Origin of the sequence: Cronobacter turicensis, from assembly GCF_041222865.1 — a bacterium.
GTDB classification, from domain to species: Bacteria; Pseudomonadota; Gammaproteobacteria; order Enterobacterales; family Enterobacteriaceae; genus Cronobacter; species Cronobacter turicensis.
Genome location: NZ_CP165997.1, coordinates 448,055 through 460,458, shown reverse-complemented (window position 1 = coordinate 460,458; position 12,404 = coordinate 448,055). Strand labels below are relative to the sequence as shown.

Annotated in this window: 9 protein-coding genes and 1 pseudogene; 1 reads left to right on the top strand and 9 read right to left on the bottom strand. The window is 53.9% G+C overall.

What is annotated here, in order from left to right:
- The 7 genes from AB8W27_RS02210 to dnaB all read right to left on the bottom strand — a co-directional run bounded on the left by AB8W27_RS02210 (position 1) and on the right by dnaB (position 9,707).
- Positions 1 to 2,292, bottom strand: a complete 2,292-nt coding sequence (locus AB8W27_RS02210; RefSeq protein ID WP_015742648.1) for a filamentous hemagglutinin N-terminal domain-containing protein — start codon at positions 2,290 to 2,292, stop codon at positions 1 to 3.
- Positions 2,293 to 2,663: 371 nt separating this feature from the next.
- Positions 2,664 to 3,017 carry an MmcQ/YjbR family DNA-binding protein gene (locus AB8W27_RS02205; RefSeq protein WP_015742650.1) on the bottom strand — a complete coding sequence of 118 codons (354 nt, stop codon included), beginning with the start codon at positions 3,015 to 3,017 and terminating at the stop codon, positions 2,664 to 2,666.
- The gene (locus AB8W27_RS02200) at positions 3,014 to 3,436 is read right to left on the bottom strand and encodes a secondary thiamine-phosphate synthase enzyme YjbQ (protein WP_015742651.1); all 423 of its coding nucleotides are present in this window, start codon (positions 3,434 to 3,436) and stop codon (positions 3,014 to 3,016) included. The genes AB8W27_RS02205 and AB8W27_RS02200 overlap by 4 nt, the downstream gene beginning before the upstream one ends.
- A 129-nt stretch (positions 3,437 to 3,565) precedes the next feature.
- Positions 3,566 to 5,248 (bottom strand): ShlB/FhaC/HecB family hemolysin secretion/activation protein, encoded by a 1,683-nt coding sequence (locus AB8W27_RS02195; protein WP_015742652.1) that lies wholly within the window; start codon positions 5,246 to 5,248, stop codon positions 3,566 to 3,568.
- Between the two features lie 412 nt (positions 5,249 to 5,660).
- A complete protein-coding gene (gene tyrB, locus AB8W27_RS02190) occupies positions 5,661 to 6,854 on the bottom strand; it encodes an aromatic amino acid transaminase (RefSeq protein WP_015742653.1) in 1,194 nt (397 codons plus the stop codon).
- A gap of 206 nt (positions 6,855 to 7,060) precedes the next feature.
- A complete protein-coding gene (alr, locus tag AB8W27_RS02185) occupies positions 7,061 to 8,140 on the bottom strand; it encodes an alanine racemase (protein ID WP_041923975.1) in 1,080 nt (359 codons plus the stop codon).
- Between the two features lie 160 nt (positions 8,141 to 8,300).
- A complete protein-coding gene (dnaB, locus tag AB8W27_RS02180; RefSeq protein WP_007764598.1) occupies positions 8,301 to 9,707 on the bottom strand; it encodes a replicative DNA helicase in 1,407 nt (468 codons plus the stop codon).
- Between the two features lie 120 nt (positions 9,708 to 9,827).
- On the opposite strand from dnaB, the pseudogene AB8W27_RS02175 reads away from it, so the two are divergent.
- Positions 9,828 to 10,810 (top strand): annotated as a pseudogene (locus tag AB8W27_RS02175) (quinone oxidoreductase).
- Positions 10,811 to 10,991: 181 nt separating this feature from the next.
- Here the strand turns inward: AB8W27_RS02175 and pspG are convergent.
- Both pspG and dusA read right to left on the bottom strand, forming a co-directional pair.
- Entirely contained in the window at positions 10,992 to 11,252 is a 261-nt protein-coding gene (pspG, locus tag AB8W27_RS02170) for an envelope stress response protein PspG (RefSeq protein WP_007764605.1), read from the bottom strand.
- 131 nt (positions 11,253 to 11,383) lie between these two features.
- Positions 11,384 to 12,379, bottom strand: a complete 996-nt coding sequence (gene dusA, locus AB8W27_RS02165) for a tRNA dihydrouridine(20/20a) synthase DusA (RefSeq protein ID WP_041923976.1) — start codon at positions 12,377 to 12,379, stop codon at positions 11,384 to 11,386.
- Between the last annotated feature and the right edge of the window lie 25 nt (positions 12,380 to 12,404).

The following is a 12,404-nucleotide window of genomic DNA, read 5'->3' as shown; positions in this document are numbered from 1 at the left end:
TTAATGATGGCTATATGTGGAAGAAGAACCTGAAGAAGGTTCCGAATGGGTATCAGGATGATGATCCGGTTGCGGAGCTGGGGCTGGCATCGGAGTATGACCACCATTGTTATCCGGTTGCGGAGCTGGAGCTGGCATCGGAGTATGGCCATCATTATTATCCGGATTCGGAACTGGCCCGTTATCCGGGATATAATCCGGCGTGATCGTACCTTGGTTATCTACCGCGCCGCTGATGGTGACACTCTTACCGTCAATCGTCGCGCCATTTGCATTTTTCAGGGACTGAACGGTAAAGCGGATATCGCTGTCGCTGCCGATAGAACCTGTGTTTGTCACGTTGTAGCCATGCCAGTTCAGCGCATCGCCTGCTTTAATGGCACCTTCGTTGACAAAGTTGGTCTTATCGGTTTGCACCGTCATCGCGCCGCCCGCAGTAATTTTGCCTTTGTTATAGTTGATCTCAGACTGGTAACTATGCGCATCACCTACGGTGAGCAATAAATCGCCCAAAGCTGTGATAGCCCCGCTGTTATTGAACATGCCGCTGGTATGAAGATTAACATTGTCCGCCTTGATTTCACCTTTACTGTCAGAGGAGAAATCATAAGCATTAATGTTGATATCCTGAGCCGCGGTCACTTTACCGTTGCCGTTGCTGAACTGGTTACGTTGATCAATAGTCAGCGATTTTGCAGCATCGATAACACCGTTATTGTTATTGATTTCCTGGGTGCTGGTGATGTGCAGATCGGTATTTTTTCCAGTAGAAACGATACGACCTGCTTCATTATCCAGCAATGCAGCATTAATAGTGGATTCACCCGTCATATAGTGAGAGTGGGTATTGTTGCCATCACTTTCACCGGCGTAAATCCCTCCCGCCTGATTTTCCCCTTTCCAGTTTGCACTGGCGACGAAATCATCACTGTTCGTGTTGACAAGCTTAGCGGCATTTAACGACAACGCTTTGTTGGCAGTAATCAGACCGCTATTGTTATCAATGTTAGCCGTCTGGATATACATGTTGCCGTTGGAAGCAATCACGCCGTTCTCGTTTTTAATAGCATAAACGGAAGGATCCTCATGATTGCTGAAATTGTAGTTGACATTAAGATCCCCGTTACTGCTAATCACGCCGTTTCGGTTGTCGAGCGTAGCGCCCGTCAGAGACAGGTTGTCTTTAGATTCAATAATACCGTCCGTATTATCGGCATTACCGCCATGAATGGAAACGTTATTACCAGAGATCTTACCGTTGTGGTTGTTGATATCCTGGTGTGTAGTGAGCACCAGATCGCCGGCATCAGAGCGGATTTCACCATTGCGGTTATCCAGCGACTGGCTATTAATAGAGAGCGCAGCGCCGGATGCAATCACGCTGTTAATGTTTTCAAGCTTACCGCTTGTCGAAATTGAAAGCCCATTTTGCGCAGTGATATCGGCATGATCCAGACGCACGCCCATACCATCTTCGGTACCCACCATCGTGATTTTACCGGCATACATAGAACCAAGCGAAGAGACATCCAGCGCTACAGTAGGCGCAGCGCCTTCGGCTTTAATCTTTTCTTTTGTACCATTCATATTGATACGATTTGCACCCGTGATGATGTTCAGGTTATTTGCCTGAAGCTTCGCATTCACTTGTACAGAGCGTGCGTAAATATCCGTCATCTGCGGTTTCGCGGCATTATTAACATCCATGCCAGCACCAGTGATAGTTACCTGCCCTTTCTGAACGTCAAAACCGGTCAGTTTGCCCGTATCATCGAAATTCGCCGTACCGGTGGCCAGGGTAGCATGGTTGGTGTTAATAAAGCCGCAGCCGTTACAACTAATGCCTGACGGGTTGGCGATAATCACTTGAGCGGATTGCCCTGCCACTTCTACCATGCCATTCAACTGACTCGGATCGGAGGAACGCACTTCGTTAAGGATAATCGTTGCGCTGTTACCTGCCAGATTAGCGTTACCGTTAATATTGCCAGCCTGCTGCGTAGACGTATTGGTCGTGCTGTTATTCAGCACCACACCATTTTTATCAACGTTAAACTCGGAATAAATATTGTGTGACACACCCTCACTGCTGGCCTTGTTAATATCAACAACCGTTGCGCCACTAGTACTGGTATGAATTCCCGGCTGGTTCGCAGCGCTGGTATCTGCGGTAATTGCCGCACCGGCGCTTTGCACCATGCCTAATGCCAAAAGCGTGGCGAAACAGACTGGGCCCATTTTAGCTCGCAACTCTTTCGGGGCGCGAAAGGTTGATCCATTTTTATTTTTCATTGCTCATCCTTATGACTTTTCAATAAACTATACTTGGAACGCATACCTTGAAGATGAGTAACAATCTCAATCAACAGGCGTTTTTAGTATAGGTCAATCATATATCCAAATAATAAAACAAAGCGCTTTTCAGATGTTTGATCGTTATTATCGAGAATGATTATCTGTTATTAAAAAACAATTTCCTTGTTTTTTCTGGATAAAATAAAAATAATAACTATTAGAATAGAGTAAAATTACACATATATTTTTTATATAAAGCACAATTGATCAGGGCAAAAATCAGCGTTCTGATAAAATGAATAATTCAAATAAAAAAAAATCCAGAAATGCAGCATTGCTGCGCTGCATTTCCTTCAGCGCGATGATGGCTATACCAACAATTGCTGGCGAATATGCTCCGGCAACTGTCCAACAACCTGCTGATACGACGCGTCGACCAGATAATAGATCTGCGAATCCGGCAATTCGCCATCGAGATAGATCGTGCTCCAGTGCGCTTTATTAAGGTGTGCGCTGGGAAACACGTCTTTATGCTCCTGACGCAACAGTTCCGCCAGTTCCGGGCTGGTTTTCAGCGAGACGGCAGAACGATTGTTGGCCTCATGCACCATCGCAAACATGACATCGCCCACTTTAATTTGCGCAGCTTTCCACTCCTGGTGTTCGCTCTGTTCAGCGCCCGGTTTATTCATACAGAAATCCAGCAAGTCCGAATTCGTCATAAAGATTCTCCTTGAAGCGTCGCGATTATCCGACGCGAACCGCCATGGTTACGATGTTCCCCAAGCCAGATCCCCTGCCAGGTGCCGAGCAGCAGATGCCCCTGCTTGACCGGCAATATCAGAGAAACGCCCAGCGAGGAGGATTTAATATGCGCGGGCATATCGTCCGGCCCCTCATCATCATGCTCGTAAAGTGCGTTATCGGGCACGGCACTGAGAAAATGACTCTCCATATCGCGACGTACCGAAGGATCGCAATTTTCATTGAGCGTCAAAGAGGCTGAGGTGTGCTGAAGTAAGAGATGTAGTAACCCGACCTGCACCTGTGAAAGCGCGGGAAGCTGGCTGACGATTTCATCAGTGATCAAGTGGAAACCCCGCGGCCTGGCTTTTAATCCCAGGGTTTGTTGAAACCACATACGCTGCTCCCTTAAAAATAGTGATCTTCTAAGTGTGCAGGCTGAGCGGCAAAAGGCAAAATTTCGCTGGCATTCTGCTGTAATTTTACACAGCGCGCCAGCGAACAGGATAAAAACGATGTCAGGTCGTCAGTATTGCCACTGCATGGCGAAACCAAGCGTGACGGGACTGGTATGCATTTCCTGAGGTTTCATGAGCGGCACGCCAGCAAAAAGATCGTAGCCAAATTTACCTTTTACGCCGCGTACACCCAGTGCTGCACCCGCCATATGTTTGCCGCTCCAGTAATCATTTTTCGAACCTTTGACTTCGCCATAGTCGACGCCAAGATAGGGCTGCATCCCCCACTGCGGCAGGTTGAGATTAATGTCGTTACGCACATACCAACCCTTATCAGCGTAGATCGTCGTTTCGCCATCGAAACCACGCACCGTCCAGCGGTTGCCGATCGTGAATTTATCCGGCTGCGTCAGGCGATCCGGCGACATCTGCGACATAAAATGCGGTTCATAGCTCAAAGAAAGGTTGCCGAGTCTGAACGGGAACGCGCCATCGACGCCCAACGTGATAATACGCGCCTGCGGATCGGCGTTGCCCACCTGCTCTTCGGCATCTTCCTGTTCATTGAACCAGTGCACGGCTTTCTGATAGCCGAGACTGGCTTTGAGCTGACCTAACGGCAGATACGCCAGATGCTCCAGCGACAGCTTCCAGTTACTGGTTCTGCGCCGCTGCACTTCAATCTCCACATCATTAAGCAGATAGGTGGAATTACGACGAAAGGCCTTTAATGCCAGGGTGGTCTTCTGGCTGGCGCTGCGGTAAATCACGCGACTGAGTTGTGCGCTGAGGTACTTTTCGATGCCGCTGTACAGATAACTGAATGCACCATCGTGGATAGTTTGCGTGTAACGGTATTTGCTGCCGTACAGTTCGAGCTGCCAGTATCCCCACGGGACAGAGTAAAACGCCGAGACGTTATCGCTGCGGTGACCATCTTCATTTTTAAATCCTCCGCCCCAGGCGACGTAAAACATATCGTTAAGCGAGGTCAGATTATCCAGATAAAAAGCCAGCCCGCCCTGGTAGCGCCCGGTATATTTGCTGCCGGAATCATCAGCCCAGGCACCAAGCCGCCAGTGTTTCGGTTGGTTGCGCGTCACTTCCACCAGCGTTTCGCCAGGCTTCGTTCCTGGCAATAACTGAATATTGGCCTCAGAACCTGGCGTGCGTTGCAGGTTCTCAAGCCCCTGTTCAAGGCCACGTAAATCAAGGACATCGCCCTGATGCTCAGGGAAGTTATTCATTGCATGTATATAATTCCCGCCGTCACCCTTAAAGACGATTTCGCTAATAGTTCCCGGGAGAATTTGAAATTTAAGCGTGCCGCTCTTGAGGTCCTGCGCCGGTATTAACACGCGTGTCGTAATATAGCCGTGTTCTATCAACCGGTTTTGCACCGCTTTATGAATAATTTTAAGACCATTGATGCCGACGCATTTTCCTTTCACGCTCCGCGCCACATCCTGAAAAGTCATCCAGTGCGCCACCGCGTTTTTATTCTCAAGCTGAATAGCATTCACCGGGTAACAGGGTTGCTCTTCAGGCAGGTTCAGCCCCTCTTTGGGTTTATCCGCTGCGGTTGAAAGTAATGATTTGCTCTCTGTTACCAGACTTTCACGGCGGGCTTCGTCTTGCTGTTGCTGGTTTAATGCTTGCTGGTTTGCAATGACTTCCGCATTAACCGGAGAATAAATGCCGGCCAGCAATGACAGGAGCGCGGTGTATCCGCGTAAACGACAGACATTCACAGTTATTCCTTAATCTTCCCTGATTCCTGGCTAACGATTTTTACCGCCGTACCAGTGGTTCCATAATTTGACTACGATAAAAAGGAATCTCAGGTATATATAGCGGCGTCCTGATCCCTACAAAGGAAAAATGTAAAAAAGAGTGAATGTGCTAACTAATTAATCCAGAGATTAAATAGATTCAATGAATGATACCCGCTGTAGCCACTTATTCATTGGTCGACTAATCACCAGAAATAATTAATACCCATCATATAAGCGCTATGAATTTTTACAACGAATGAAATGCAAGATAAACCAGCTGTTCAAATATTTCACAGCTGTTACAAATTAATGTGAAATCGATCAGAATTGGCGCAAGACGTGGGTAAATAAGAAAAAAAGCGCCGCCAGGCAGCGCTTTTAAAACACGTTACATCACGGCGGCAAACGCCTGCGCCACCTGTTTTACGTTACGGCTGTTGAGACCCGCCACGCACATGCGACCGCTGCTAATCAGGTAAACGCCGAACTCGTCACGCAGGCGATCGACCTGCGCGGCGCTGAGGCCGGTATAGCTGAACATCCCGCGCTGCCTGAGCAGATAATCGAAATTACGCCCCGGCACTTCCGTTTTGAGGACATCCACCAGCGCCTGGCGCATCTCCAGAATGCGGCTGCGCATCGCTTCAACCTCGGCGAGCCATTGCGCTTTCAGCGCGGCATCATTAAGCACCGTCGCCACCACCTGCGCGCCAAAATTCGGCGGGCTGGAGTAGTTGCGGCGCACAGTCGCTTTCAGCTGCCCCAGTACGCGCGCAGCGGTGTCTGCATCATTACAGACTACCGACAACCCGCCCACGCGCTCGCCATAGAGCGAGAAGATTTTGGAGAACGAGTTGCTGACCAGCGCCGGGAGGCCTGCGCTGGCGATAGCGCGAATGGCATAGGCATCTTCTTCCATGCCGGCGCCAAAGCCCTGATAGGCGATATCCAGGAATGGGATCAGCTCGCGCGCTTTCAGTACCTCAACGACGGCATCCCACTGGGCATTAGTGAGATCCGCGCCGGTCGGGTTATGGCAGCACGGGTGCAGCAGCACGACATCGCGCGCAGGCAGGGTGTTGAGCTTTTCCAGCAATGCCTCAAAACGCACGCCGTTGGTGGCTTCGTCAAACCAGGGGTAAGTGCTTACTTCAAACCCGGCGCCGCTGAAGATGGCCACGTGGTTTTCCCAGGTCGGATCGCTCACCCAGACGCGGGATTGTGGAAAGTAGCGTTTAAGGAAATCCGCACCGACTTTCAGCGCGCCTGAGCCGCCCACTGTCTGGATGCTGGCGATACGGCCTGCGGTCAGCGCCGGGTGATCGGCGCCGAACAGCAGCGGCGCAATCGCGCTGCGATAGTGGTTGAGTCCTTCCATCGGGAGATAAAGCGAGGCGCCGTGTGGCTGCGCGTTAAGGCGCGCTTCTGCCTGAGCCACGGCCTGTAGCTGCGGGATAATCCCCTGTTCGTTGTAATAAAGGCCGATACTCAGGTTTACTTTGTCGCTGCGTGGATCTTCTTTAAAGCGCTCCATCAGCGAAAGGATGGGGTCGCCGGCGTAGGCGTCAACATTCTGAAACACGCTTGGTTCTCCAGATTTACGGTGTGATGTGTCTTCACAATAAACCGGATAGCGCGGCAGATCGAGAGGGATGTGGCGGGTACGCTGCGTTCAGGAACATGGCGGGTGCGCTGCGCTTACCCGCCCTACAGAAGAAGCCCGGTGTTTGTAGGGTGGATAAGCGCAGCGCACCCACCGTCAGTCATTCACACGCCGGTGCGTTACCTTCACTCCAGGTAACGCATCGCCACCCTGGAGGTCAGCCGCGTAACAAGTTCGTAAGCACTCACTCCCGTTACTTCGGCGATACGTTCGACCGGCAGCGCTTCGCCCCACATCACTACTGTATCACCTGCTTTTTCCGGCGCATCGGGGCCTAAATCGACGCAGATCATATCCATCGCCACGCGCCCGACAATCGGCACTTCGCGGCCATTGACTAACACCGGCGTGCCGGTGGGCGCGCAGCGCGGATACCCGTCGCCATAGCCCATCGCCACGACGCCGAGCCGCGTGTCGCGCTCGCTCACCCAGGTGCCGCCGTAACCGACGGGTTCGCCGGCTTTATGATCGCGCACGGCGATAAGGCTTGAAATCAGCGACATCGCAGGCTGAAAGCCAAGCTCCGCGCCCCATGGGTGGGTATCGAGCGGCGACACGCCGTAGAGAATAATGCCGGGGCGTATCCAATCAAAATGCGACTGCGGCCAGAACAGGATCCCGCCGGAGGCGGCAATCGAGCGCTTGCCCGGTTTGTCATGCGTGAAGCTGTTGAAAATATCGAGCTGGCGCTCGGTAGCGCCGCAATCTGGCTCGTCGGCGCGGGCGAAATGACTCACCACGTTCACCGGCTGACGCACGTTTTTACAGGCCGCGAGCCTGTTGTAAAACGCCTGCGCCGCTTCCGGGCGCACGCCTAAGCGATGCATGCCGGTGTCGAGCTTCATCCAGACGGTGACGGGCTCTGACAGCGTCGCCTGCTCCAGCGCCGCCAGTTGCTCTTCGCTGTGTACCGCCGTGTGTAGCCGTTGCGCGGCAATCGCCGGTAGATCGTCGGCGTTAAAAAAGCCTTCGAGCAAAAGAATGGGTTGGGTAATGCCGCCTTCGCGCAGGCGCAGCGCCTCTTCGAGGCGGGCCACGCCGAACGCATCGGCATCAGGGAGAGTGCGGGCGGTCTCAAGAAGACCGTGTCCATAGGCGTTTGCCTTCACCACCGCAACCAGCTGGCTGGCGGGCGCCAGTTCACGCAGGCGTTGCAGGTTGTGACGCAGAGCGCGGCGGTTTACTACCACAGTTGCCGCTTGCATTGACTTTCCTTGCTTATTTAAAGAGTTACTGTAAATCCCCTAAATCATTCGCGTTGCAGGAAGGCGACAAGCTCGTGAATCCCCGGGAGCTTAGTGAACTAAGTGACCGGGGTGAGCGAGCGCGGTCAACGCACCTGCGGCGTGAAGGATGACGGGGATTTTATTCGTCGTCGTACTGGGGCCCGGCATAATTATCAAACCGCGACCACTGCCCGTTAAACGTCAGGCGCACCGTGCCTATCGGGCCGTTACGCTGTTTACCGATAATAATCTCCGCGATGCCCTTTAAGTCGCTGTTTTCGTGATAAACCTCGTCACGATAGATAAACATAATCAGGTCGGCGTCCTGCTCGATAGAGCCGGATTCACGCAGATCCGAGTTCACCGGACGCTTATCGGCGCGCTGCTCCAGCGAGCGGTTAAGCTGCGAGAGCGCCACCACCGGCACCTGAAGCTCTTTGGCCAGCGCTTTCAGCGAGCGGGAAATCTCGGCAATTTCCAGCGTACGGTTATCGGAGAGCGACGGCACGCGCATCAATTGCAGGTAGTCGATCATAATCAGGCTTAAGCCGCCGTGCTCGCGGAAAATACGGCGCGCGCGTGAGCGGACTTCCGTCGGCGTCAGGCCCGAGGAGTCGTCAATATACATATTGCGCTTCTCAAGCAGGATGCCCATGGTGCCGGAAATACGCGCCCAGTCCTCATCATCGAGCTGACCGGTACGAATGCGCGTCTGATCCACGCGGGAGAGCGACGCCAGCATACGCATCATGATCTGCTCGCCGGGCATCTCAAGGGAGAAGATCAGCACCGGTTTATCCTGCAGCATCGCGGCGTTTTCGCACAGGTTCATCGCGAACGTAGTTTTACCCATCGACGGACGCGCCGCTACGATGATCAGATCCGAGCGCTGTAAGCCCGCGGTCTTTTTGTTGAGATCCTGATAGCCCGTATCAACGCCTGTCACGCCGTCATGCGGCTGCTGGTAAAGCGATTCGATACGCGCGACGGTGGCTTCGAGGATCTGATCGATACTCTTCGGGCCTTCGTCTTTATTGGCGCGGTTTTCGGCTATCTGGAATACGCGCGATTCGGCGAGATCGAGCAGATCTTCGCTGCTGCGGCCCTGCGGATCGTAACCGGCGTCGGCTATCTCATTGGCGACAGAAATCATGTCGCGCACGACCGCGCGTTCGCGCACGATATCCGCATAGGCGCTGATATTCGCGGCGCTTGGCGTGTTTTTAGAAAGCTCCGCGAGATACGCAAAACCGCCGACGCTTTCCAGCTGTCCCTGGAGCTCCAGCGATTCGGAAAGCGTAATCAGATCGATGGGTTTGCCCATCTCCTGCAGGCGATGCATTTCGGTGAAGATCATGCGGTGCTGGCGGGTGTAAAAATCCTCGGCCACGACGCGCTCGGCCACATCGTCCCAGCGCTCGTTATCCAGCATTAAACCGCCCAACACCGACTGTTCCGCCTCCATGGAATGCGGCGGCATTTTCAGCCCGGCGACCTGCGGGTCACGCGGTTCAGTAGGTTTGTTGAAGGGTTTATTTCCTGCCATAGTGAATGGAGTTACCAAAAATCATCATCAGAGAGAATGAGGAGTGTATCTGATCTGAGTCGTTTTGTACTCAGTTTGCACGCTCCCGCGTTCATGCCCGACACTTAACAAGGAGTTCCTATGGCGACGCGTATTGAGTTCAGCCAGCATGGCGGACCAGAAGTGTTAAAAGCGGTGACGTTTACCCCGGCCGCCCCGGACGAGCTGGAAGTGCAGGTGGAAAACAAAGCCATCGGCATCAACTATATCGACACCTATATTCGCAGCGGTCTCTACCCGCCCCGGCGCTCCCGGCGGGCCTTGGCACCGAAGCCGCGGGCGTCGTGACGAAAGTCGGCAGCGGCGTGACGCACCTGAAACCGGGCGATCGCGTCGTCTACGCGCAGTCGGCGCTCGGCGCTTACAGCTCGGTCCATAACGTGCCGGCGGACAAAGCCGTCGTGCTCCCGGACGTCATCTCTTTTGAACAGGCGGCGGCCTGCTTTTTAAAAGGGCTGACGGTCTTTTATCTCCTGCGCAAAACCTACGAAATCAAACCCGACGAGATGTTTCTGTTCCATGCCGCGGCGGGCGGCGTCGGGCTTATCGCCTGCCAGTGGGCGAAAGCGCTGGGCGCGCGGCTTATCGGTACTGTCGGTTCTGCGGAAAAAGCCCAGCGGGCGAAGCAGGCGGGCGCCTGGCAGACCATCAACTACCGTGAAGAAAGCGTGCCTGAAAGAGTGCGAGAGCTGACCGGCGGCAAAAAAGTCCGTGTGGTCTATGACTCGGTGGGCAAAGAAACCTGGGAGTCGTCGCTCGACTGCCTGCAACGCCGTGGGTTGATGGTGAGCTTCGGCAACGCCTCCGGCCCGGTCACCGGCGTGAATCTCGGGATTCTTAACCAGAAAGGCTCGCTTTACGTCACCCGGCCGTCGCTAAACGGCTATCTGACCAACCGCGCCGAGCTGGAAGAAGCCAGCAACGAACTCTTTTCGCTGATCGCCAGCGGGGTTATCAAAGTGGAGGTAGCGGAAGGCCAGAAGTTCGCGCTCGAAGACGCCGCACGCGCCCATAAGACACTGGAGAGCCGCAGTACGCAAGGTTCCAGCTTATTGATTCCCTGAATGAATTAGGGCTTCCCGCAGGAAGCCCTTTCTTTTTTATTGTTCGCGCCGCATGTAGGGTACAGCGCTGATGAATTCGGTAACACGGCTGACATAGTGACAGATAGACTCAGCAAAGAACATGCTTTGCCGGCCAAAGCAGGCCGGAAAGTTGCGAGGTTGTGATCAACCCCGCAACTTATTAGTAACGCCAGCGATTCGTCCGGCTGTAACGTGAAGTGCGACGATAATCAGGCACTTTCGGCGCCTTCACCGTACGGATCACCCACACCACCGCCACCGCCAGCAGCAGCCACGGCAGCACTTTAATCATCAGCGCGAATATGCCGCCGAAAAACATCACCAGCGTCGCCACCATCAGCGCGGCGATAATGCCCAGCAACGACACGCCGGTCGCCAGCAGCATCAGGAAGAAAGCCACCACAAACAGCAGTTCAAACATTGTCGTTCTCCTTAAAAACGTTATGCCCTACTATTACAAGTTTCGTGCCAGAATTAACTTATTGAATTAAAAAGAAACGCCCCAGGCGGTTACCTGAGGCGTTAGTGAAATTGACCATATTGTGGCGAATCTTAACGTTTATCGGCCACCAGCTTCAGCGCCTGCTCCAGCACGTCAATACCGGCGCCTGGCTTGTGGGCGTTTTCGCTGAGATAGCGGCGCCACTGCCGCGCGCCAGGAATCCCCTGGAAGAGCCCCAGCATGTGGCGGGTGACATGGCCAAGATAGGTGCCTTTCGCCCGCTCGCCCTCAATATACGGATACATGGCGCGCACGACAGCCACCGGATCGGCATCCGGCGTATCAAGCCCGAAGATTTCGCGATCGACCGACGCCAGCAGGCCAGGATTCTGATACGCCTCGCGGCCCACCATCACGCCATCCATATGCGCCAGGTGCGCTTTCACGTCGTCCAGCGTTTTGATGCCGCCGTTGATCGACATCGTAAGTTGCGGGAAATCGCGCTTTAACTGGTAAACGCGCGGATAATCCAGCGGCGGGATTTCGCGGTTTTCTTTCGGGCTCAGGCCGGAGAGCCACGCCTTGCGCGCATGAATAATAAAGGTGTCGCACCCGCCCTGCTCCGCCACGGTGCCGACGAAATCGCAGAGGAATTCGTAACTGTCCTGGTCGTCGATGCCGATACGGGTTTTGACCGTCACCGGAATGGACACCACATCGCGCATCGCCTTCACGCAGTCAGCGACCAGCTGCGCCTCGCCCATCAGGCAGGCGCCGAAACGACCATTCTGAACGCGGTCAGACGGACAACCGACATTGAGGTTAATTTCGTCATAGCCGCGCGCCTCGGCGAGCTTTGCGCAGTGCGCCAGCGCCGCCGGATCGCTCCCGCCCAGCTGCAACGCTACCGGATGCTCCTCATCGCTATAGGCAAGATAATCGCCCTTGCCATGGATGATCGCGCCCGTGGTGACCATTTCGGTATACAGCAGCGCCTGCGACGAGAGCTGGCGCAGGAAATAGCGGCAATGGCGATCGGTCCAGTCGAGCATCGGCGCGATGGAAAAGCGATGGGCGGGGAAAGCGTTACGGGATGTGGACGTCATAATAGCTAAGCGAGTCGAAGTTCGG